The sequence below is a fragment of the Streptomyces sp. ISL-87 genome, from assembly GCF_018614095.1.
Taxonomy (GTDB): Bacteria; Actinomycetota; Actinomycetes; order Streptomycetales; family Streptomycetaceae; genus Streptomyces.
Window position 1 is genome coordinate 17,972 of the sequence record NZ_JAGGOY010000118.1, and the last position, 21,323, is coordinate 39,294.

Consider the following 21,323-nt stretch of genomic DNA (forward strand, 5'->3'; position numbering starts at 1 on the left):
CCCCAGGGGAGGGCATGACCGCATGGAGCGGCCCAGGCCCGCACGGGGCCCGGGCCGGAGGGGTCGCCTATCGGGTGGCGGCGCCAGCCGCGACCCACGCGGCGACGGGGCTCACGGGGTTGTGCTTGACGATGGAGCGGGCGAGAGCGAAGAAGTAGGGGTAGCCCTTCGGGGCGCGGGTGGCCAGCTCCAGGTTCCTGACCGCCGTGTCGTACTGGAACTGCAGGACCATGCGCAGGGTCTCGGAGCGGCTCATGTCTCGCCGGTAGGCGAGCACGTAGTGAGCCGCCTGGATGGCCTGTTCACCGATGCCGGTCCAGACGCGGCCGTTGAAAACGTGGTCCCCAGCGGTCCGGTCGGCGTCGGCGACGTCCAGGGGCCCGGTGTGGGTGATGGTGAAGTGCTTGGGCCAGGCGGAGCGGGGGCCGAAGGCCAGGGCCGCGTACGTTGCGGCGGCGGCGTCCAGGGCCGCACCGACGGAGCGGACGGTGAAGTGCGGGAGCATCCGGTCCTGCTCGGTGTCGGCCTTGAACACGTCCGGGCGTGTGGTCCCGCCGTAGTTGTAGACGTCCACGGTCATGGCCGCGGGGTACAGGCGGCGGGCGGCGTCGAGGACGGCGTACGCGGCGCGGGAGGTGTTCACGGGTCTCCTTGGGTGATGCGGTTTTCGGTGTGCGGCTGCCACTGCCGCCTCGGGACTCCCCGTCCCGACGAGACAACAATAACCTCTGAACATCACTTGCACAACTCCCCCACCCTGACTATTCGTCAGATTCTCGGGTCGAGGTGGACTGCGGCCGCCGGCACCGGGCCCGGCCGGACCCGGCGGCGCCGCCGGCCGGAAGGGTCAGCGGGGCGCCTTCTCCGCTTCCCCCTCAGTCGCTGCGCGACCGGCGACCAAGCCGAGGCCGGAGAGGGCAGGCAACCAACTGGCGGGCGCCGCGCGGCCCGGCGGCACGGATCCCCGGCCCACCGCGCCCGTATGGGTGGACCGTGGCGCACAGGATCCCCCGTCGGGCTCGTGCGCCAGGGGCCCACCTCGGCGCCGGGCCCGAGGCAGGCCGGGCACCGGGGTGCGGGAGTGCTGTACGCCGAGCGAGGTCCCAGTGAGCGACAATCTGCCGGTTGCAGGGGCGCGCATTGTCCACGCCGACGGCGGCGAGGCGCACCCAGTTCAGGTGGACCTTGAATGCGGCCTCGCGGTGGAGCATGGCCAGGGCGAGGGGGCCGGGGGCGGGGGCACCCGGCCCGGGGCGCTCAGATACCGGCGCTGTTGCAGTAGTGGGCGATGAGGGACTGGCCGACGGCGATAACGGCATCCTTGGGCGTGGCGCCCTGGGCGATGCGACGGTTGTAGGCGGTGCGGATCGTCTGCAGGACCGTGTCTGAGGTGATGATCTGACCGACGGATCCCAGGTCATGGCCCGGGTGACCGGCGGCGGCGATCACGCGGGCGGTGTGGGCGGCAATCACGGCCACGGCGTCTTCGGTGTTGCGGATGCGGATGGTGCGGCTCATGGTGGGCTCCATCTTGGGGTGGTGAGTATTCGGTGTGCGGCTGCCACTGCCGCCTCGGGACTCCCCGTCCCGACGAGACAACAATAACTGCTACACATCACTTACGCAACTCCCCCGCTCCCTGACTGTTCGTCAGATTCCCGGGTCGAGGTGGACTGCGGCCGCCGACACCGGACCCTCCCGGTCGGCGGCGCCGCCGACCGGGAGGGTCAGCGGGGCGCCTTCTCCGCTTCCCCCTCAGTCGCTAAGTGACCGGCGACCGAGCCGAGGCCGGAGAGGCGGGCGACCAACTGGCGGGCGCCGCGCGGCCCGGTGGCACGGACCCCGGGCCCACCGCGCCCGTGCGGGTGGATGGTGGCGCGCAGGATCTTCCCGGAGCGGGCGCCTACCTCCATCCACCCCCAGGCACCGTCGGGGCCGGGCGCGGCCAGGGTCACATGATGGCGACGGGTGGAGGGTCGCCACACGGGGAGGAGCCCGTGTTCCGTGGCCAGCGCCACGACCGTGCGCGTGTACGCGGTGAGGCCGCGCGGCGCGGCGGGGAGGCCGATGCGCAGCGCTCCGCCGCGCATGGCGAGCACGGCCCCAAACGGGAGGTGCGCGCGGATGTCGGCAGGGTCGCGGTACGGGAGGCGGTTGTGCATGGGGCAGCGGGTGCAGAGCAGGATGTCGGCGCGGTCGCTGTCGCCGGGCACGAGGAGGGCGGCGGGATCCGCACACTCGGGGCAAGGGGCGGTTCGCCAGTCGTAGGAGTCGGCATCGGGCACGTGGCCTCCAGGGTCGGGAGAGGGTGGATCGCCCCGGGCGGGGCGGGCCGGGCGTGGCATGGGGCGCAGCGGGAGAGCTGCCGGTGTCGGGGGCCGGGCGGGTGGGGCGGTTCCGTCCGCCCGGCGCGGCCAGGGGGCTAGAGGGGGATCCGGGGGGGATTGCGCGTTCAGGCGCGCGGTGGAGCAGTCGGGGCAGAGATCGGCGCTGTCGGTGGTCTCGTTGCCGCACGGCTCGCCCCATCCCGGGCAGTCGGTCGTCTCGGGCTGCGCGTTGCGCTGGGTCAGCGTCGGTTCCTTCTGCGAGCGGGTGGCCGGGGGCGGTGCGGGCCCCCGGCGGTGGGCGCGTGGCGGGGGCCCGCCCCGGCGGGGCGGGCCCGCTCGCCTATGCGGCGAGCTTCAGCTTGGGCGCCGGGTAGTCGCGCTCCAGCTCCAGGTCAACCAGCTCCTGCGCGGTGAAGACGAAGTGGGCGAGGGGGGTCACGTCCGACGCGTTCTCCTCCGGGACCGCGAGGACGAAGCGGATGCGGTGGACGGTGTACGCCTTGATCTGCTCCAGGGTGAAGGAGCGCATCTCGCCCCGGGTGCGGCACATCGCGCGGACGATGATGCCGCCCTTGCTGGTGGTGAGGATGTTGTGGATCTCAATGGTGCGCACCGACTCGTCGCCCTTGCTGTCGACGTAGGTGATGGTCGTGGCGCGCTGGCCGTCCATGGCGCGGATCAGGTCGGTCAGGGTGCGGGTGGTGGTCTGACCGGCGGTGATCTTCATGGAGTTCGACACGGGTTTCTCCCTGGAGCTTGTGAGTTCGGGGGGTGTTGGCCGGGTGCCACTCCCGACCAACAAGACAACTATAACTCACACTCATCACTTCAGGGAAGCCGGAACGGTCTTTTTCTCGACCCGATTTCGCATTCACCCATCCGGCCGCCCGCGCCGCGACGCGCGGCAACTCACCGAGCATCTCCGCTTGACGGAAGTGACGAGTAGAGATTAAGGTTGTCTCAGTTGATCGGCGGTGGCAGCCGATCAGCGACCGCGAGACACGCACCGCTACAAATCCACAGCGAGGAGCCCCGAGATGGCCCGTACTTTCCACGACCGCCCCGCGCACCTGCAGCTCCAGGAGCGGCCCTGGATCTCCCACCTGAAGGACGGGAGCCGGAAGCCTCACCAGCAGGCGGCACACAAGCAGGACCGCGCGGCGGTCCGGCTGGCGCTGCGCCTCGGCGTCGAGCCGCCGCTCCCCCAGCGCCGCTGCGTCGACTGGGAGATGCACTGAATCAGCTCCACACCAAGCGGCCTCGCCTTCCCGGCGGGGCCGCTTTGGCATGTCCGGGCGCAGCCTTCGAGCGGGGGGCGCACGCGGTGTCCGGGGCCGGGGCCGCGCAGCGGACCGCGCCGGATCCGCAGCGGGGAGCAGGGAGCCGGCCGAGGCACGGACCGGACCGTGGGGGCCGGTCCGAGCTGGCCTGAGCTGAGCTGGACTGGACCGTGGTGGTGAAGGCCGGCCCGGCCCTGAGAAGAAGCATGCCTCTTCCTCCGGCTATCGCGGAGAAAGAGGTGTCGTCGTGGCGAGGGGGCTTGCCCACGGGGCCTGACCAGGCACGATGCTCAAGATCGAAAAAGTGGGGGTCCCACTCCCGGTCACACCTCCGGTGCAACTCCTAGTGCACCTCTGCAGGCAACCCTCCAGCCCCCTTCCGGTGCAACTGTCGCGGGGGCGCTCCGGCATGGGCTTGCCCACCTCCGCAGAGCGCCGGACAGGCCGGCTCCTGGCTACCGCTGACGGTGGTACCGAAGGTCGTGGCGGCCGGGTTCGCCGGACATCACGTCGTAGCAGTCCGGGCAGGAGAGGCCGAGCGTGGCGATCATCCAGCCCCCGATCGCGACGGTCGTCCCGCACTTCCCGCAGTGGTCGGCGTCGGGCGTGGGACAGGTTGCCGGGAGCGGCTCGGAGGTCCTGCTGCTGGGGTAGGTCGGGAGGTCCGCGGGCACGATCCGCACAGCGCCTGACCGTCCTGCCGCCCCGGGCTTCGACTGGATCAGGGCCGGCCGGGATGTCCGGCCTCGGGCAAACCAATCCTGGCAACGCAGCCCCGCAGCTCGGGACACAATGTCCCGAGCCCAACTAACCAGAAGGAGAGCCGACATGACCGTCACACAGGCCGATATCGACGCCCTCATCGCCGCCCACCCGCAGCTGAGCGAGAACGGATACGGCCGCAGCGCCTTCGCCCCGACGCCTGTCTGTCTCGACGAGGTTCTGGCCGCCCACGCCTGGATCGCTGAGCAGACGTGGCTTGAGGCGCCGGGGAAGAGCTCCTCGTACCACCTCAAGCATGTGATGGAGCACGCGACCGGCACGTACGTCTCTAACGGGGCGTTCATCGCGGCGGCACTCCTGCATGCCCCCGGCCTGAAGGTCAAGCTGGACGACCTGAACCCGGCGATCGGGATCAAGACGCAGGAGTAACCCGGCGGCGCCGTAGACCCGCCCTGTCACCGCCCTCACCGACAAGATCACCCCGTGGCGGGTTCTGGCGTATCTGGGGAGTGGGCATGTTGAGGTGTTGGGCCCGGCAACCTTTTGAACTGGTGTTTTGCAGGCTGGGCAAGCCTGGCCATCTCCTGGGCAAGCCATGGGCGCACCGGTCTGGGCAAGCCTGTGGATGGTGTGGGCAAGCCTGGTTCGCCGGGCTGGGCAAGCCGGCCCGGCTCTGATCGCGGGAGCCATTGGGAGTGCTGGCTCCGCAGCCTGGGCTGTCCTCGGCGGAGGCCGCGTGCAGTGGGCTCAGGGGTCGGTGATGCCGAGCTCTTGGGCGGCCGGGCAGATCGAGCAGGTTTCGACCTGGGGCTGGCGGAGGGCGTCGAGTGCCTGCTCGCGGGTGGTGGGCCGCGTCCGGCCGGAGGCGAGGCGGCAGTCGGCGGTGTGGATGAGCATGCGCCCTCCCCTGCCGATGGGGTGCTCCAGCTTCCATTCATTCAGCGGGGTGACGGCCGGCCCGTTGCGGGCCGCTTCGGTGACGCGGTCCCGGCGTTCGATCTCGGCGATGCGGCCGCGGATCAGCTCCAGCAGCACCAGGCACCAGCGCTCCAGCGTCCGCAGTCGCTCGACGTCGGGCGGCAGGAGCCAGTCGAGGTCGCGTCCGGCGGGCATCGCCTACGCCTTCCTGTGGGGCTGGAGATGGTCCGCAGGGGTGCCGGTCTCCCTGGCCGGCAGCTCCGTGCGGGCCGGTGTGCGTCCGGGGTGGCACGGGCGGGACAGGACTCTGTAGATCACCTCAGTATCGTATCTCTGTTCGAATCTCTCGTTCCGCTTTCCGGCGTGCCTGTTCGAATAAATTTTCGATACGGTGGCTGTGGGAGGTGTCGCCGTGGACGACGAGCAGAGGGATCCGGTGGGTGCCGGCTCCTCGATCCTGCATCTGCGCTGCCCCGTGGACGTGGACCCGGTGATCTACCGGCTGCTCCTCGGCCTGGTGGCGGACGTGACCCCAGTGGTCCAGGCGGTCCCGCCGTCGGTGCTCGTAGCGGACGTGTCAGGGAGCGTCCGCTTCTTCGACCGGGACCCGGCCGAGCTCGGGCTGATGATCAGGGCTCGGGCGATGGCGCTGTACGGGCTGCCGGTGGTGATCGGCGTCGGCCCGACCTGGTCGGTGGCCGCGATGGCCTCCCGGGACGCCCTGCGCAGCGGGTTGGTCGCCGTCGGGGCCGGGCCGGAGCGGGTGGCCGCGTTCCTGCACCACCGACCGGTCGGGGAGCTCTACGGCATCGGGCGTACCCAGGAGCAGCGCCTGGTCCAGTTCGGGGTGCACACGATCGGTCTGCTGGCGCAGCTGCCGGAGGCGGCCGTGCAGCGGGTCCTCGGCGGGCGGGCGGGCCGGCAGCTGCGCGAGGTGGCCCGCGGCATAGACCGCCGGGTGGTGGTGCCGACGGAGCTCCCGCACAGCACGGCCGCGCAGCGGCGGTTCGCCCTCGACACCCTCTCCCCCGAGGCGGTCCGTGCCGCGCTGCTGTCGTTGGCGGTCGAGCTCGGCGACCGGCTGCGGACCCGGCGCCAGGCGGCGAGGACGATCACGATGACCGTTACCCTGGCCGACCGGTCCCAGGTCCACCGAAGCCGCCAGCTGCCCGGCGGCCCGAGCGCGCACACCGAGGACCTCCGCGACACCGCGTACGAGATGTTCCGAGCGCTGGGCTTCCAGCGGGCGCGGGTGCGCGGTATCGCGCTGCGCTGCGAGCAGCTGGTCGACGCGGCCGCTGTCGCCGAGCAGCTGTCCTTCGACCAGGGCCGCGAGCGCAGACTGCGGGCGGAGAAGGCGATCGACTTGCTCAATGCCCGGTTCGGGTCCGGCACGGTGGGGCCGGCGGCCAGCTACCGGCAGGTCGGCTGACGCCTTCGGGGCGGGCGGCCGGAGGTCCGGCCGGGCTCTGCCCCGAGCGGTCGGTCAGCACCGGAAGTCGTCGAGGACCTTGCGCGTCGCAGCGTCCACCGGCCGGAGGGGGTGGGTGCTGCCGTCTTCGGCGGGCCCCAGACGCAGGGTCGTTCCGCGGCTGGTGGGGGTGACGAAGAGGACGCCGTCTTCGACGCGGGTCTGTACCGCGTCGCTGCGGTAGGGGCTGGCGGACAGGCATCCGTCGGCGAGCTCGCGTTCGTAGCGCTCGTAGGGGCCGGCGAAGAAGTGCTCGGCCACGGGGCCTTGGCCCTGCCACACCGCGATCGCCAGGAGTCCGGCGGCGATGCCTGGTGCCGCGGCCTTGAGGCCGGGGGCCTGGATGAGCCGGGGCCCGGTCCGGTGGATGAGCGCGGTCCCCGCGAGCGCGACGGCCCCGGATGCCGCGAACAGCAGGGTGTAGTGGGAGAGGACGTCGGCCCGGTTGCCGAAGGTCAGCGGAAGGGCCGTGCAGGCCAGCACCAGCAGGCCCAGCCCGGCCAGGGTCACCGCCTGGAAGCCGCCCAGCTTGGCCGGCCACTCCGCACGGGCCGGGACCAGGTCGTCCTCGCGGCCGACCCACTGTCCCGCGCCGCGCAGTCGTCCGGCCTGTGGGCGGGTGCCGTCGAGGCGGGACTCGACGAGCAGGTCCAGGACCGCGTCGCCGAAGGCGAGGGAGCGGCGGTGCACCGCGAACTCGTCGTCCTTCAGTCGGTTGGCCTCCTCAGCGCGGGCCGGCTGGATGCGCAGCCCGGTTCCGCCGGCGAAGTTAAGGTTCACCGGATGTCCGGGGTCGGGGAAGCCGGGCACGGTGGGGGCCGGGCGGCCGCGCCCGTCCGGGCGCACGCCGCCGTCGCGCTCAGGGAAGTACTTCTCGTACATCCTGGGGTGCCGGCGGTGACCGTGGAGGCTGGCCTGGAGCGCCTCGGCCTGCTCGATCACCACGTCCAACAACGGCGATGCCGGGGCGCTGCGCATCTGATCGACCACCGCGGCTCCCGGAACCGTCTGCCACAGGCCGCTGGTCCGCTCCAGGACCCGGTCCTTCCACAGGTCGCGGACGGACCGCGGCCATACACGGGCGGCGGGCAGGCGCCGCGGAGGCCGTCCGTCGGCGAGGTGCGCGCGCAGCAGTGTGAGGGCGCTGCGCAGGTAGTCGGTCTCGGCCGCGTAGTGGACCGCGGCCGCAGTGGTCCGCTGCCGTACGTCGGCCCTGGTCTCGTGGACTCGGTCGGCCGCGGCCCGGGCCGCGCGGCCCTGTGCGTGCAGCTCGGCGATTGCACGCTCCCAGCTCGCGCTCATCCGTTTCCCCCTTGAAGTCGGCGTCCGTGTCATCGTGCCCGCAGCCGGCCCCCGGATCGACCACGTTCCGGGGGCAGGCTGCGGCGGCTTGGTCGGATGTTCCTCGCGCTACGGGGCCGTGCGGCAGGTTTCGGCGTAGGTGGAAAAGAAATTGGCGCCGGTCAGCTTGCTCTGCACGAGCTGCTCAGCGACAGCCTGTTCCTCACCCCAATTGCCAAGGTCGCTGGCGAGTGCGGTGGCGTATTTCATGATGGCAGTGCGCAGCAGCTCGTACTTCCCCGGGGTGACCACCCGCATGCCGGGGACCGGGGTGCCGTACTGGTCGGCGGCGCGGCTGCGGTGCAGCATCACCGGCAGGGCCTTGACCTCTGGGTGCTTCCCGGTGCACCAGTCGACGCTCTGACCGAGCTGTCCCAGGTCCTTCTTGGCGATGGTGTCCGTCACGCAGCCCGTCTTGAGCTCCGTCACGGCGAACAGGTCCGAGGTCAGGGCCCAGAGGTTGTCCGGGCCCTTGCCCTCCTGCTTCTCGGGCCGGGTGCTGACGAATCCGAGGTGGAGCCCCAGGCGGTGCCAGGCGTGCTCTGCATCGTCCGATCGCTCTTCGACCTCCCAGACCACGTCTTCGAGGAGCTTCTTGATGCCGAGCACCAGGGTGACGCCGTCGGCATACTCATTGGCGAGGAACTCGGCCGCAGCGCGCGCTTGCACGGCGGCCGGCTTGATCTGGGCAGAGGCCACGCCGGCGAGGGGGCGCAGGACGAATTGGTTCTCACCGACGGCGGTGACGAGGCTCTGCTGGGCCGACTTGGCGTTGATCGGGTGGAGGTAGGCGGCCTTCTGCTCGCGCAGCCACCCGCGCAGCGGCTTGTCGTCGAGGGTGTTCATCGTCTTCTGGAGGCGGTCGGCCGCCTTTTCCGGGAGGCCGGTGGCAGCCAGGTCGAAGGCTTCTCGCAGGGCCACCGCCTCCGGGCGGACAGTGCCGAGCTGGGTGTAGCGGACCTCGGCGAGGGCGCGGCGGCTGCGTCCGGTCCACCGGGGGTCTCGGGCCAGGCACGCTTCGAGCGCGTGGCGAACGTCGTTCAGGCCGCCGCCGTGGATCTGTTCGGCGATTTCCCGGCTGAGGGCCAGTTGGGCCTGGGTCGCGGGTGAGAACAGCTGGAGGTGCCGGGGCTCGTGGAGGGCTAGTGCGAGGTTCGCACCGAGGAGGAGGACCGCACAGTAGTCCTCGCTGTCTCGGACGCCGCGGCCCATGCCCTGCTCGATCCGCTGGATTTCTCGGGCGAGGCGCACGGGGCTGTCGGCCAGGGCCACGGACTCTCGGCGTTCCACGGCGTCCAGGGGCCTGGGGATGCCGTCGAGGATGAGCAGGCGGCAGGCGTCGGCGGGCAGGTCGACGCCGTCGTACTTGTTGACCAGGACCACCAGGCCCACGTGGCCTTCCTGAAGCTCCTTCACTCCGGCCGCGAGGTCCTGCACGTGATGGGTGCGGTCGGCGTAGGGCTTCCAAGCGGCCGCGGCCTGGGCGCTGGGTACGAGGACGACGACGTTGATCGGGTCGGCGTCGGGCACCCCGTCGCCGTCCCGGTCCCCGTCTGCGTACTCGCGGGCCAGTTGGCGCACGGCGTCGTTGTCGAGGGCGGTGTTGAGGGCGATGGGTGCGAGGATCATCCGTTCGCCGAGGTCGGCTGCGCTGCCCGGTGTGATCGGCCGGGCGACCAGGGCGGGGGCGGCCTGGAAGTCAGTGACCAGGGCGCTGTCGTCGGCCAGGGTGGCGGTGAGGTACACGCGACGGCGGGCTCGGGCGAAGGAGGGGATGCGGTCGATGGGCGGGCACGAGGGCCGGATCTCGATCGCCGTGGGCGTCGCCGTCGCGGAGCACAGGGGCAGGACGTGCGCGATCAGCGGCCACGCGAACTTGAAGCCGTCCTCGCCGCGGTGCGGGTGCAGGATTTTCAGGACCTGCTCGTTCTTGTCCGACCACGCCCAGAAGGGGATGGTGGCGAGCGCGCTGAAGTCCCGCGCTTCAAGGTCGGCCAAGGCGTTCGGGGCCTGGTGGCGCAGGTCCTCGCGGAAGAGGTCCAGCAGGGCCTGGTAGGCATCGTGGCCAATGGGTACGCGGAGCCGGAACTGGTCCTCGGTCCGCGCGAGTGCGGCGTGGGCGTCGTCGACCACGACGACGCCGAGGTCGACCGGCTGCTTGCCGTCGCCGACAACGCCGAACTGAGACTTGCCGTTGATCAGCTTCTGGTAGTTCGTCACCAGGACGGTCCGCGCCGCGAGGAACCCCGGGTCCTGGGGGTCTTCGGTCGTGGCGACGGCGAGCTTGCTCGCTTCCGCGCGGGCCTGCTTGACGAGGTAGTTGTCCGGCGCCAGGTACACGGCCTTGCCGATGCCCTCGTTGAGGGTGCTCTGGGCGATCAGCAGGCCGACCGCGGTCTTGCCGCCTCCGGTGTTCTGCTTGATCACCACGTCGCGGTCGTCACGCCGGTCGAACCATGCGTCGAGGACTTCACCTTGCTCGTGGCGCAGGTAGGGCCACGGGCGGTCGGCCAGCCCGGAATAGATGTCCCGAGGCCTCAAAAGGGCCTCACTGTCCCCTGTGCCGATCCGATCCCAGTCCAGCGGCATCCTGGCCTCCCCACCCCAGTCGACGGGTGGGCTGATGCTCACCCGGAACGGGTCATTCTCCCCCGGATTCGGGATCAAGGTGGCCTGAATTTCAGCAGGTGTGCCGTACAGCGATGGGCCGCACGGATAGCTCCGTACGGCCCATCGGCGTCTGCCTCGCCGGTTCACCTGCTCAAGCGGGTGCGCGGCCCCCACGCGAACTCAAGGTCGTCCAGGAGGACCGCCTCCAGCGCCTTGTCCCACTGGCTGCGCAGCAGGAACGGCACGGCCTCCATCCGCTCACAGATGATCAGGCTCTCGGGCCGACCGGCCAGCATGTAGCGGCCGTGCGACGCCGGCGCGCTACCCGGCCCGTACGCGCGCAGCAGTTCTTCCAGGCGCGCGCGGTGCTGCTCGGCGAACGCCTCCAGGCGCTCCGCGTATCCGGCCCTCTCGTCCTCGCGCACGGCGCCGAGCGCCGCGGCGAGGATCTCGTCCGACGCCTCGGGGCCGAGGAATTCGCTCGGGGCGGCCAAGGCCCACGTGCACCGTCGGGCCGCGGCCAGGACCTTCTCCGTGTCCAGCGCCGGAGCCGGCTCCTGAGCCGAGGGTGTTGAGGCAGAGGAGGCCGGCTGCCGATGGTGCGCGAGCAGCAGGGCGCTGGAGGCGGCGAGCCCGCGCTGGGTCGTGGCGGTGGTGTCGGCGACGCGCAGCAGATAGCTTGCGACATCGCGGACACCGGCGAACCAGCCGTCCTCGAACCGCTGCTCAGACCCGTGCGGGGGGCTGCTCTCGGAGATCCAGGTGTGGGCTCCGGCCACGGCCCCGGCTTCCAGCTTCGATACGATCTCGTCCGCCTGCTCTGGAGAGACCCCGGCAGCGGCCAGGGCCTGGAAGACAGTGAACCTCGCACCCGTTGCTTCGCTCTGGTGATGGCCGATGCGGGCCAGCTCCTGGCCGTATACGTCGGGGTCGTGCTGCTCGGTGCTCACGCTGTGTCTCCCTCGTCTGCGTGGGTGTGGTCGACGGTCCGGTCCGGACTGCGTGCGTGCAGGCGTCGGTGCCCGCGTCGCGGTCGCCGGTGCGCGGTCAGGGCTTGGTGTGAGGGCGCTTGGTGCCCTTGCGGCCGTCGCGCAGTGCGGCAAGGAGCTCCTCGGGCTCGGGCCTCAGGCCGCTGCCCAGGTAGCGGATCCCCTCGCCCTCGGGCGCGGTGTCGGTGTCCTTGCCGATGGGGTGCCGGCGGCTGGTCGAGGTGCGCCATCCGTAGCGGGAGTCCCACACCGCGGCGGCGGCCGGCTGGTCGGTGTCGAGCAGCACGGCGGCGGCGACGGCGCCTCCGTCGAGCTGGCGCATCTCCACCTGGGCCTGCTGGGCGATGCCGGCGGCGGCCAGGACGTCGGCGGTGTGCTGCAGGTAGGGCTGGGCGCCGCGGGCGCGGAGCTCCCGCTCGGCGAACGCGACGGCGGCGCGGTGGGTGATGGCGGGGTAGCCCAGCTGGAGAGCGGCGTCCTTCAGGTCGAGGCCGGGCTGCTGCTCGACGAGGTCGGCGATCCTGCGGCCGCGGAGGGTGGCCAGGCCGGACTGCGCGGTGGGGAACTTGGTGATGCCGAGGGTGTCGGAGACGGTCTCGACGGTGACGGCGGGATCGGCGTCCAGGAGCTCGGCGATCCGCGGCAGGATCTCGTCGCGGGGGATCATGTCGCCGCTGCCCTCGCGGCGGCCGCCGCCGGCGCCGCGGCCGGGCCGGCTGTCCTTGTACGCGAGGACCAGGCGGCGGGGCCAGTGCTCGGTGCCCTTGGGGCCGGCGGGCACGAGGACCATGCCGGCGGCCAGGGCCGGGTCCTTCTTGTACGTGTTCCAGGTGACGGGTTCGATGCCGAGCACCTGGGCGGCCTCGTGGCGGTCAAGGAGGTCCTCGTCGTCGTCGACCTGGGGCAGCTCGGGGATGGGCTCGCCGGCGTAGAAGGCCTTGGTCTGCTCGGAGTCCCAGAGCTGGTTGCGGGCGTCGGGCGAGCTGATCGGCGCCGGGTGGCCTTCCGCGGCGTAGGGCTTCTGGTTTCGGAGCGTGGTGAGCTTCTTGCCGAGGGCATCGGCAAGGTCGGACATGGTCTGGACGTACGGCAGGCGGCCGGCGCGGATCACGTGCTTCTCCTTCATCACGGGGCGGGGCGCTCGTCGCGCCCCGCCGGCGGGGGGTGTCAGTCGGTCGTGGGGTCGGGCAGGCAGCCCGGGTTGCACGTCTCGCCGGCCTCGGCGCCGCATCCGTCGCAGGGGCGGGCGGCCGCCTCGATGAGCGGGCGGAGGTGGGCGAAGGCGCTGCCGGCGGTGGTGTGCGGGGTGAGGCGGCCGGCGGCGATGAGGTACAGGGCGTGGGGCGGGTTGCTGGTGGTGCGCACCCGGATGCCGGCGGTGTCTCCCGGGCCGGCGGCGAGGCCGGGAGCCGCGAGGACGCCCGCGGCGGGGACGGCGGTGACGCCGGCGTCGGCCAGGAGCTCGGCGAGGTGGGCGAGTTCGGCGTCGGCGGCCGCGGCGGTGGCCGGCCACGCGGATGCGGCGGCTGCGGTCTGCGTCGCGCTGCCGGCGGGGTGGGTGACGGTGAGGGGCATGGGGCCTCCTGGGTGGGGTGTGTGTTCGGTGCCGCGGGCTGCCACCACCCGCGAACAAGACAACATTACCTAGCTTACATCATCGTTGGCAAGTGGACTGGATCCGCAACGCCGCCTCGTACGGATACACTCGGAAGCGAGATACGCCTCTCGGGTCTCCCGGAGTGTGTGTTTTCGGTTGGCCGGCGCCCTTGCCACCCGCCTCGGCGGAAGTGGGCGCCGGCCGCTTTCGTCTCCGCCGGCCGCAGAAAGCCCCGCGCGGCAGCCGGGCTCCGCACCTCTTCGCCTTCCGGGTTCCGGTGGAGCGCGCCTGCGCTAGCCTCGTTGCAGCATCTACGACTTGGAGGCCGCGATGCGGATCGTCTTCGACCCGGCCGAGCAGGAGGCCCTGCGGGCCGACGCGCGGGAGATGGCTGACGGCGACCCGCGGATCGCCTACGTCCTGGAGCGCCTGGCCGGTGAGGGTGTCGACCTGGACGCCGTCACCTCCTGGGAGGAGCTGCGCGAAAAGCTCGGACAGCCCCCGCTCGACGACTCCGCCCCAACCTCGCACGTCGCCTGATGGGCCGACACGCGCCCAGGCGCGCGCGGATCGTCTTCTACGACGTGGCGCAGGAGCAGATCGAGAAGATGACGGAGGCCGAGCGGCTCCGCCTCGACCCGGTACTGGTGGCCGTCTCGAAGGATCCGGAGATCGGCGTGCTGTCGAAGCACGGTGCGATCCGTGAGCACCGCGAGGACGGCGTCCGGATCCTGTACGTGCCGACCGCCCTGGGCACGCTAGTTCTGGTCGCCTACATCGAGACCGACTGACTTCCCGGCCGGCCCCGAGCACCTGGTCGCAGCAGAGCCCCGGACTTCATGTCCGGGGCTCTGCGCGTCGGGCCGGGACCGGTCCGAAGCTCTCTCGGACTCGGGTTACCGGTTGAGGTGGTCGAGGGCGCGCTGCAGAAGCGGCCGGTGCGCGGCGTAGAGGGTGCGGCCGGCTGCCGTGATCTCCGCTTCGAGCTGGTCGAGGGAGCCGAAGGGCCACCAGTTGGCGTCGAGGGCGTCATCGGCGGCGATGGCCGTCACGGTGGCGGGCAGCAGGTAGATCGCGCTGGTGGAGGCGACCCAGGCGTGGTCCGAGGCTCGCCAGTCGTCGACCAGGCTCCGGCCGAGGATGACCGGCTGATGGCCGGCCAGGTCGACACCGGTCTCCTCGCGCAGCTCACGGACCAAAGCGGCCGGGGCGGTTTCGCCCGGATCGACCATGCCTCCCGGGATGGCCTCCACCTTGATGTCGTCCCGCGTGATCAGGAGGACCCGGCGGTCTGTGCCGTTCCCCGCGACCACGATGGGGTCCGCAGCCGCGTTCTCGCCCCACCGGCCCAGGTTCCTGCCGGTACGGCCGGTGCGACCCGTCGGGTGCAGAGGCCAGCCTCGCGCGTCCCGCTCGAAGGGCACCAGCGCGGCGGCCTGTCGGACGTCCCAGTCGGTCACGTCGGCCGGCGTCGGGGCTCCTTCGGCCCAGCCGGGTACGTGCTGGGCCAGGGCCTCGGGCAGCAGCTCGGCCGGCGTGACGTCCGTGGGCGTGTACTCCGGCCAGGGCACGTCCCAGCTGCGGAGTCCGGCGGGGACGGTTTCGGTGGTGGTGCGCTCAGGTGCGCCGTGGCCGAAGCGCCGGTGTGCGGCGTCCAGGATCTCGGCCAGCTGGCGAAGGGCGGGGGTCGTCGACTCACCGAGTTCGGCGAGCAGTTCGGCGATCTCCGGCTCGTCGATCTCGACGTGGATGCGGCGCTCACCGCTGCGCTGGTTGAGGTAGACGCGTTCCATCAGGGATTCCTTCCGTGGTGACTGGTCGGTGCGGCGGGATCAGTGGTTGCCGGGGACGAGCGCGAGGGCGGCGGCGGCCGTGGCGGTCAGGGTGGTGCACACCGGCACGCCGTGGCGGCGGGCCACGTAGATCAGGTACCGGTTCCTCTCGGGGTTGGGGCAGTCGGGCGGGCAACCCAGCACCGCCCTGCCCGTCGACACGTCCAAGCCGAACTCGACGTTGGTGGTCATGGCCGGCATGGTCTTGAGGTCGCGGGGGATCCAGAAGAGGATCGCGCTCGCCGCGGCGCGGGCGTCGGTCTCCCAGTCGACTTGGGTCTCGTAGCGGTCGGCGCGCTGGCCGTGCCGGGACTCGGGGCTCAGGACGGTCAGCGGCTGGGCGCCGGTCCACTGGGCGGCCAGGGTTTCGGCGGCGGCGGGCCGCCAGGACGGGACGGGTGCGCTCTTGTCCGGGGTGGGGCCGGCGAGGAAGACGGACGGGCCGGCGGGGATGGGCTCGCGGGCCATGACGAGGTTGATGCCGGTCACGAGGAGGCTCCGTTCTGCGCGGCGGCGCGGGCGGCGTGCTGCGGGGTCCAGGGCAGGGGCAGGTCGTCGCCGTCCTGGCGCGGCACGACGTGGACGTGGAGGTGGAAGACGGACTGGGTCGCCGCGACTCCCTTCGAGGTGATGAGGTTGGCGGCGGGGAGCTCGGCCATCAGCTCGGCGGCCCGGCGCATCACCGCGGCGGTCACCTCCGGGTCGGTGCCGGCGTCGTGGACGTGGACGCGCGGCAGGACCATGACGTGGCCCTCGGTCACCCCGCCGGTGCGGGGCGGATGGCGAGGGCGTCGGGCCATTCCCGGACGATGGCGGCCGGGGCCTGGCCGGCGGCGATGGAGCAGAAGGCGCAGTTCTGCACGACGGGCCTCTCCTGGTGGGTGGTCGATGGGTCTCGTGCGAGGTAGTCAGATCCAGCGGAAGATGCCGCGGATCTCGCTGGCCGCGCCGCTGAGGTTGTCGGCGGGGAGGCTGTAGTCGATGTCGTAGGGGTCCTCGCTCTCCCCCATCACGGCATGGGCGGCGGCCGCCAGGACGTCCGCGAAGGCGTCGTGGATGCTCGCGTCCTTGAGGGCCTGGACGATGTCGTCCTGGTTGGCGTGGCCGCGGGTGATGGCGTCGGCGAGCAGCCGGAGCGCGGCCGCTGCGGCCGGGGCGAGGTCGGCGAGGTCTCCCCCGTCGGCGGTGAGGCTGGCGCGGGCGGGGGTCTCGATGCCGGTGATCTGGGCGAGGCGGTTCGGGGCGGGCGCCTGCTCGGTCACTGCGACTCCTCGGAGTAGGGGGCGGTGCTGAGCTGGAGGGTGCCGGGACCGGCGGACTTGGCGTCGGGGTGGAAGGCCGGGGTGCCGCCCAGGAAGACCACGGCGCGGGCCTGTCCGAGCAAGGCGTGGAAGCGGTTGAGGAGCAGGCGGCCTTCGTCGGCGGTGTCCGCGCTGCCCCGGTGGATGTCGATGTCGCGGATCGCGTAGCGCAGCCAGTGGAAGTCGTGCTTCTGGAGGGGGATTCGGACGGTGTCGGGGTCGGGCTGGAGGACGGAGGCCGCGCCGGCGCTCTCGTAGAGGCGGCCGATCAGCTCGGTGATGTAGGTGCCGTTGCTCTCGTACGGGCGGGCTCGCCGCTTGCTCTCGTCGGCGTGTAACAGGACCCGCTCGAAGGTCCGCATCTCGTCGAGGGTGATCCCGATGCACTGGACCGGCGGGGTCTTGGCGGGCTGCGGGGCGGCCGGGTGGTGGACGGTGGCGTGCGGCTCGGGCCGGTTTCGGCGAGCGGCCGCGGCTCCGGCCAGTGCGCCGATCAGCACGGCGATGGCGATGACGGCCCACAGGTCCATGCGTTCTTCCTTCCTGCTGCGGGCCCGGGCGGCCCGACCCCTCAAGAATGCCAACTCTGAATTGGCGTGTCAACATGAACTTGGCCAACTAATTATTGGCGCATCCGGCTTGTGGCACGCCGCCGCCCCCGGACCTGCGGCGACGCGGTCGGGGGCGGTGAGGGGTTCGGGTTCGACCGGGCCGGCCGCTGCGGCGATACGCGTCCGGCCCGGCCGTGCGACACCCGGGTGCCGGCCTGCCTCAGGAGTTCGGCGTCACGGCAGCGCCGATGATGTCGGCGTGGTCGAAGGCCAGGTTCTCCGGCAGGTTCTTCACCGGCCACCAGCAGGCAGTGCGGGCGTCGTCCCTGGCAACGGCCACCGTGCCGTCGGGAACGATGACCATGTACGCGAAGGTCACGTACGCGCCGCGCGGGTCGCGGCCGACCTGGTCCCAGACTCCGATCTGGTGAAGGCTGCCGACGGAGACCTGGACACCGGTCTCCTCGGCCAGTTGGCGGGCGGCGGCCACGAACGGCGCTTCCTTGGCGCCGACATGACCCCCCGGGAGCGCCCAGGCCCCTTCGAAGGGCGGCCGGCTGCGCTCGACGAGCAGAACATCCCCTCCGGGAGTCAGGGCCACCACGTCGGCGGTGTAGATGGGTTCGGTCTCGCTGTCGGTCATGTTGGCCTTTCCGTTGATGTAGGCGGGCGCCTCCCGGCCGGGGCCGACGGCGGCGCCCGGCCGGGAGGCCGGCTTGCCTCCGGGCCGGGCGACCGCCCGCGGCGGCGTCTGGCGCTAGGGGTGCTGGAATTACCGGGCGCGGCCGAGGCCGGCCAGGATCCGGGCCAGGAGTCGGCGCAGCAGGGTGCACCAGGTGTCCGGCCCGGGCGGAGTTACGGGCGCGGGGGCCGGGGCGGGGTCGGGGGCGGGGCGGTCGTGGTGACGGATCTGCCGCATCGCGGCGGGCCAGGTCTCCGGCGGGTAGCCGGCGGCAGTCAGGGTCTCGGTGAGGAACGCCCAGCCGGCGGAGCGGTCTTCGGTCTCGGTGCTGGTGTAGGTGACGCCGGGCTGGAGGCCGATGGCCAGGTGCCAGCGGCCAGCGGTCAGGTTGCGTTCGGCGGCCCAGGTGCCGCCGTCCCAGCTCTGCAGGGTGCCGCCGCCGTGGGAGGACCCCGCCTCGTCGCGCAGCCAGGACGCGGCGAGCTGGTGGGTCCAGCTGCGGGCGGCGGCCGCCGAGGGGTGCTGGACCCAGGTGGAGGCGGCCGGGCTGAACCACTCCTCCCAAAGGACCGCATACGCGGCGCCGTCGATGATGTGGACGCTCAGGTGCTCGCCGCGGAAGCGGATGTCGTCCTCGGCCGGGGCGGCCTTGATGCGGGCCGCGAGGTCGGGCGCCTGATGGAAGTGGCCGTGGCGCAGGCCGGCCAGGTGAGGCCGGTAGCCCCAGTCCTCGCACGCGGCGGGCAGGCTGTCTTCGTGGCCGGTGATGCTCACGATGCCCCCAGCGCGATGAGAGCCGCGCGGGCGCGCTCCAGGCGCTGGCCGGCGGAGTCCTGGACGTACGCGGCCGCTTCGTCGATGACCTCGGCGATGTCCTCTTCGCCCTGTTCCTCGATCCGGACGCCGATGTCGGTGAGCAGGTCGGAGATCATCCCGAGCACGCTGCCGGACTGGGCGCGGTCGTCGTAGAGGGCTTGGAGGACGGCGGCCTGGTCCTCGTGGTCGGCGGTGTCGCCGAGCGCGTTCTCGCGCAGCGCGTGCAGGCCGAGACGGATGGCGGCGACGGCCGTGGCGACGCCGGCGCTCACCGGCGGGACGCCTTCACCGTGACGAGCAGAGCGGCCAGCGTCTCCCACGAGTGGTGCCAGCTCTGGTCGAGGCAGTACCGGCCGTTCATGCCGAAGTCGGCCAGGTTGAAGAAGTTCTTCTTGCCGGTGGCCTCGGCGAGTCGCTGGAGGAGGCCCTGGGGCACCCGGCGATCGGCGGCGAAGTGTGTGGCTCCCGAGACCGCGAGGGCAGCGGCCAGGGCGGCCGGGTGCAGGCGGATCCCGAGGGCGCGGGTGCCGGCGACGAGGACCAGGCCCTGGGTGGCGGTGTACTGCAGGACGTGGTGCAGGCAGGCTCGGCGGCCGCCGTCCGTGCCGACGATGGTGACCGTGCCGTCCTCGTGCTTGTACTTCACCGGGGCGGTGTCGGTGGCGCCCTTGGCCTGGGAGTCGAAATCGGACTGGCCCCAGTGGTCGGCGTGATCTGCCGCGGCGCGCAGTAAGGCGTAGGCGGCGGCGAAGGTCGAGGCGCGGTGGTTCATGATGAGTGTTCTCCTCGGTTCTGCTCTGGACGGGGAGCCCCGGGGGCGGCCGTACCTCTTGGCCGATGCTGCGGCCGTCCCCGGGATCTGCGGCGCCGGCCTACTGGTCGGCGGTGTAGCGGTTGACCTGGTTGCGGACGTGCTCGCGGCTGAAGTCGAGGTGGTCGGCAACGGCTTTCTGGGTCAGGGTCTTGGCGTCCATCTCGGCCTTGACCGCGGCCCAGTAGGCGCGGTGGGCGGTCTCGATGGCTTTGTCGCGGGCCTCGGCGGCCTTGTCGAGGCGGGCCTTGGCGGCGGTGGACTCGGGGGTGTCGGGTCTGGTGGGGGTCATGGTGATCAGCTCCGTGACGGTTGAGGGACGATGTAGCTGCCCCCTGCTCCGGTTGAGAGCGGGTTGGGCTGGCCCGGGGCGAGCGGCCTGGTTGGTAGCCGGTGTTGCCGCCCGCCCCGGGGGTCAGAGCGCCTTGGGCCAGGGCTTGCAGGCGTGCGCGAGGGCGATGTCGAGGATGGGTCCGATGCGGTCGGGGTTCTGATTGGTGATCTTCATCGAGAGCCCGCACCTGCCGCACTAGTAGTTCGCGAAGTGCGTCCGGGTGGCGGTTCGGCGAGTGAGGGCCCGGCGGATCAGCTCGGCGAGCATGAAGGTCTCCTTCGTCAGGCGGCCAGGGCGATGATCCCGGCGAGGACCAGCAGGGCGACGGCACCGGCGGTGATGTCGATGGCGAGCCGGAGCGCGCGGAACTTCCTCGCGGCGATCTTGGCCAGGACCACGATCCGCTCGGTGCTGCGGTCGGAGGCGATGTCGGCGGCGGCCTCCTGGGGCGTACAGGTCGCCCAGTGGAGGTAGGAGCCGCTGACGTCGCCGCCGAGGCGGGGGCGGACGATCAGCAGGACCAGGAGCATCGCGGCGGCCAGGGCGGCCGCGCCGATCCCGGCGGCGACAGTGGCGGCGACCGGGAGGTGGTGGCCGGGGACCGTGGCGATCAGGACGGCGAGAGGGAGGCTGAGGACGGTCAGGAGCGCCGACGCCTTGGCGTCGGTCCTGCCCATCTCGGCGATCACCTCGGTGCGGGCCTGGGCCAGGCGCGCCTCGGTGGGGGCGGCCTGCGGTAACTGCTGGGTCAGCTCCATGATTCGATGCCTCCGGTCGTCGGTGCGGGCTCTTGCCCACACCCCAAGGATGCCAAGTCTGAGTAGGCATGTCAACACATACTTGGCCAACTACAGGTTGCCAACCATGGGTGCCGCCTGCCCGGCTGGAGGGCAGGCGGCGCAGGGGTCTACGCGTCGGTGGGGTCGGCGTGCATGTGGTCGTACGCCCAGCAGGCCCTCTTCCACAGGTCGCTCGCGTAGGCCTCCGGCTCCTGGGCGCACAGGCGGGCGTAGAGGTCAGGAAAGTTGCGGCCGGTGCCGTCGCCGGCGGGGTCGTTGTCCATGGCGTCGGCCAGCGCGTACGGGTCCCTCGGGACCTGCGGGTCGAGGTGGTCGAGGTCGGGGCGGAAGGTGCCGACGGTGATGACGGTGCCCTCCACGTGCGAGGTGTGGTGCAGCTGCCTGCGCAGGCCCGCGGCGATCTCCTCGGCGCGGCTCTCGTGTTCGTACGGGCCGATCCGTACCGGGTCCAGGCCGGGCCGGTGGAGGATGACGGCGTGGCCGACCGGCTCGGTGTAGCGGACGGGGCGGCCGAGCTGGTGGGCGTATGTGATCTCGGCGCGGGTGGAGTCGCCGTAATAGCCGCCGGTGTTGACGACCAGGACCTCGTCGCAGGCCCGGATCTTCCAGCGGTGTAGCGCGTCGAGCGCGGCCTTGAGCTCTTCGGCGGCCGCGGGCTCTTCCCACAGCGGATGGGCCTTCTTCATGTCGCATCCGGGGGCCAGGACGGCGTGGCCGGCGACCGTCTCGCGGAAGTTGGCCTCGATGAGCTCGCTCCAGAAGCGGGGGGAGCCGCAGAGGGTAACGACCTTGGGCCGGTCGACGGAGTTGTCGGACGGGTTGAGCAGCTGCTCGGTCGTGGCGGGGGCGGCGGCCGCGATGAGGGCGGCGGCCTGGAGGTCGCGGTTGGGGTGCTCGGTCATCGACGGGTCCTTCGTTCTCTCGGGATGGGCGGGTGTCC

At 71.9% G+C, this 21,323-nt stretch carries 27 protein-coding genes; 5 read left to right on the forward strand and 22 right to left on the reverse strand.

The features are described from left to right. Window positions 1-67 precede the first annotated feature (67 nt). The 4 genes from J7I97_RS33790 to J7I97_RS33805 all read right to left on the reverse strand — a co-directional run bounded on the left by J7I97_RS33790 (window position 68) and on the right by J7I97_RS33805 (window position 3,066). A complete protein-coding gene (locus tag J7I97_RS33790; RefSeq protein ID WP_214943048.1) occupies window positions 68-643 on the reverse strand; it encodes a hypothetical protein in 576 nt (191 codons plus the stop codon). Between the two features lie 614 nt (window positions 644-1,257). After that, window positions 1,258-1,518, reverse strand: a complete 261-nt coding sequence (locus J7I97_RS33795) for a hypothetical protein (protein WP_214943051.1) — start codon at window positions 1,516-1,518, stop codon at window positions 1,258-1,260. 209 nt (window positions 1,519-1,727) lie between these two features. Further along, entirely contained in the window at window positions 1,728-2,285 is a 558-nt protein-coding gene (locus J7I97_RS33800; RefSeq protein ID WP_214943053.1) for a hypothetical protein, read from the reverse strand. A 382-nt stretch (window positions 2,286-2,667) separates the two neighbouring features. Beyond that, window positions 2,668-3,066 (reverse strand): WYL domain-containing protein, encoded by a 399-nt coding sequence (locus J7I97_RS33805; protein ID WP_214943056.1) that lies wholly within the window; start codon window positions 3,064-3,066, stop codon window positions 2,668-2,670. 298 nt (window positions 3,067-3,364) lie between these two features. On the opposite strand from J7I97_RS33805, the gene J7I97_RS33810 reads away from it, so the two are divergent. Both J7I97_RS33810 and J7I97_RS33815 read left to right on the forward strand, forming a co-directional pair. After that, window positions 3,365-3,565: a hypothetical protein gene (locus tag J7I97_RS33810; protein ID WP_052876005.1), complete on the forward strand. Its 201-nt coding sequence runs from the start codon at window positions 3,365-3,367 to the stop codon at window positions 3,563-3,565. Window positions 3,566-4,435: 870 nt separating this feature from the next. Continuing rightward, a complete protein-coding gene (locus J7I97_RS33815; RefSeq protein WP_214943059.1) occupies window positions 4,436-4,759 on the forward strand; it encodes a hypothetical protein in 324 nt (107 codons plus the stop codon). A 318-nt stretch (window positions 4,760-5,077) separates the two neighbouring features. Here J7I97_RS33815 and J7I97_RS33820 read toward each other — a convergent pair whose 3' ends face one another. Beyond that, the gene (locus J7I97_RS33820) at window positions 5,078-5,443 is read right to left on the reverse strand and encodes a DUF6233 domain-containing protein (RefSeq protein ID WP_136214722.1); all 366 of its coding nucleotides are present in this window, start codon (window positions 5,441-5,443) and stop codon (window positions 5,078-5,080) included. Window positions 5,444-5,660: 217 nt separating this feature from the next. On the opposite strand from J7I97_RS33820, the gene J7I97_RS33825 reads away from it, so the two are divergent. Further along, window positions 5,661-6,680 carry a hypothetical protein gene (locus J7I97_RS33825; protein WP_214943062.1) on the forward strand — a complete coding sequence of 340 codons (1,020 nt, stop codon included), beginning with the start codon at window positions 5,661-5,663 and terminating at the stop codon, window positions 6,678-6,680. 54 nt (window positions 6,681-6,734) lie between these two features. Here J7I97_RS33825 and J7I97_RS33830 read toward each other — a convergent pair whose 3' ends face one another. The 5 genes from J7I97_RS33830 to J7I97_RS33850 all read right to left on the reverse strand — a co-directional run bounded on the left by J7I97_RS33830 (window position 6,735) and on the right by J7I97_RS33850 (window position 13,234). Then, on the reverse strand, window positions 6,735-8,021 hold the full coding sequence (locus tag J7I97_RS33830; protein ID WP_214943065.1) for a hypothetical protein: 1,287 nt from the start codon (window positions 8,019-8,021) through the stop codon (window positions 6,735-6,737). Between the two features lie 108 nt (window positions 8,022-8,129). After that, window positions 8,130-10,691, reverse strand: coding sequence for a DEAD/DEAH box helicase family protein (locus tag J7I97_RS33835; RefSeq protein WP_308369344.1), 2,562 nt, complete (start codon window positions 10,689-10,691; stop codon window positions 8,130-8,132). 122 nt (window positions 10,692-10,813) lie between these two features. Further along, window positions 10,814-11,620, reverse strand: a complete 807-nt coding sequence (locus tag J7I97_RS33840; protein ID WP_214943068.1) for a hypothetical protein — start codon at window positions 11,618-11,620, stop codon at window positions 10,814-10,816. A 97-nt stretch (window positions 11,621-11,717) separates the two neighbouring features. Next, on the reverse strand, window positions 11,718-12,770 hold the full coding sequence (locus J7I97_RS33845) for a DUF6292 family protein (protein WP_214943071.1): 1,053 nt from the start codon (window positions 12,768-12,770) through the stop codon (window positions 11,718-11,720). Between the two features lie 56 nt (window positions 12,771-12,826). After that, window positions 12,827-13,234 carry a hypothetical protein gene (locus J7I97_RS33850; protein ID WP_214943074.1) on the reverse strand — a complete coding sequence of 136 codons (408 nt, stop codon included), beginning with the start codon at window positions 13,232-13,234 and terminating at the stop codon, window positions 12,827-12,829. 340 nt (window positions 13,235-13,574) lie between these two features. On the opposite strand from J7I97_RS33850, the gene J7I97_RS33855 reads away from it, so the two are divergent. Together J7I97_RS33855 and J7I97_RS33860 are read left to right on the forward strand one after the other, a co-directional pair. Continuing rightward, complete coding sequence (locus J7I97_RS33855; RefSeq protein ID WP_214943077.1) at window positions 13,575-13,796, forward strand: hypothetical protein; 222 nt, start codon at window positions 13,575-13,577, stop codon at window positions 13,794-13,796. After that, window positions 13,796-14,047 (forward strand): hypothetical protein, encoded by a 252-nt coding sequence (locus J7I97_RS33860; protein WP_214943080.1) that lies wholly within the window; start codon window positions 13,796-13,798, stop codon window positions 14,045-14,047. Before J7I97_RS33855 ends, J7I97_RS33860 begins: the two co-directional genes overlap by 1 nt. A 105-nt stretch (window positions 14,048-14,152) precedes the next feature. On the opposite strand, the gene J7I97_RS33865 is transcribed toward J7I97_RS33860, so the two are convergent. From J7I97_RS33865 to J7I97_RS40510, 12 genes are all read right to left on the reverse strand, one after another. Beyond that, window positions 14,153-15,049, reverse strand: a complete 897-nt coding sequence (locus tag J7I97_RS33865; protein WP_251059427.1) for an NUDIX domain-containing protein — start codon at window positions 15,047-15,049, stop codon at window positions 14,153-14,155. Between the two features lie 39 nt (window positions 15,050-15,088). Beyond that, window positions 15,089-15,556, reverse strand: a complete 468-nt coding sequence (locus J7I97_RS33870) for a nucleoside 2-deoxyribosyltransferase domain-containing protein (RefSeq protein ID WP_251059432.1) — start codon at window positions 15,554-15,556, stop codon at window positions 15,089-15,091. A 17-nt stretch (window positions 15,557-15,573) separates the two neighbouring features. Next, window positions 15,574-15,888, reverse strand: coding sequence for an HIT family protein (locus tag J7I97_RS33875; protein ID WP_251059428.1), 315 nt, complete (start codon window positions 15,886-15,888; stop codon window positions 15,574-15,576). Window positions 15,889-15,996: 108 nt separating this feature from the next. Next, window positions 15,997-16,350, reverse strand: a complete 354-nt coding sequence (locus tag J7I97_RS33880) for a hypothetical protein (protein ID WP_214943086.1) — start codon at window positions 16,348-16,350, stop codon at window positions 15,997-15,999. Then, window positions 16,347-16,919 (reverse strand): hypothetical protein, encoded by a 573-nt coding sequence (locus J7I97_RS33885; RefSeq protein ID WP_214943089.1) that lies wholly within the window; start codon window positions 16,917-16,919, stop codon window positions 16,347-16,349. The genes J7I97_RS33880 and J7I97_RS33885 overlap by 4 nt, the downstream gene beginning before the upstream one ends. A gap of 241 nt (window positions 16,920-17,160) precedes the next feature. Further along, a complete protein-coding gene (locus J7I97_RS33890) occupies window positions 17,161-17,583 on the reverse strand; it encodes an NUDIX hydrolase (RefSeq protein WP_214943092.1) in 423 nt (140 codons plus the stop codon). Window positions 17,584-17,712: 129 nt separating this feature from the next. Beyond that, on the reverse strand, window positions 17,713-18,396 hold the full coding sequence (locus J7I97_RS33895) for a hypothetical protein (RefSeq protein ID WP_214943095.1): 684 nt from the start codon (window positions 18,394-18,396) through the stop codon (window positions 17,713-17,715). Continuing rightward, window positions 18,393-18,710, reverse strand: a complete 318-nt coding sequence (locus J7I97_RS33900) for a hypothetical protein (RefSeq protein ID WP_214943098.1) — start codon at window positions 18,708-18,710, stop codon at window positions 18,393-18,395. The genes J7I97_RS33895 and J7I97_RS33900 overlap by 4 nt, the downstream gene beginning before the upstream one ends. After that, a complete protein-coding gene (locus tag J7I97_RS33905) occupies window positions 18,707-19,210 on the reverse strand; it encodes a hypothetical protein (RefSeq protein WP_214943101.1) in 504 nt (167 codons plus the stop codon). The genes J7I97_RS33900 and J7I97_RS33905 overlap by 4 nt, the downstream gene beginning before the upstream one ends. A 100-nt stretch (window positions 19,211-19,310) precedes the next feature. Next, on the reverse strand, window positions 19,311-19,541 hold the full coding sequence (locus J7I97_RS33910; RefSeq protein WP_136214702.1) for a hypothetical protein: 231 nt from the start codon (window positions 19,539-19,541) through the stop codon (window positions 19,311-19,313). Window positions 19,542-19,864: 323 nt separating this feature from the next. Continuing rightward, window positions 19,865-20,341, reverse strand: coding sequence for a Pycsar system effector family protein (locus J7I97_RS33915; protein ID WP_214943104.1), 477 nt, complete (start codon window positions 20,339-20,341; stop codon window positions 19,865-19,867). Between the two features lie 149 nt (window positions 20,342-20,490). Beyond that, the gene (locus J7I97_RS40510) at window positions 20,491-21,285 is read right to left on the reverse strand and encodes a hypothetical protein (RefSeq protein ID WP_214943106.1); all 795 of its coding nucleotides are present in this window, start codon (window positions 21,283-21,285) and stop codon (window positions 20,491-20,493) included. Between the last annotated feature and the right edge of the window lie 38 nt (window positions 21,286-21,323).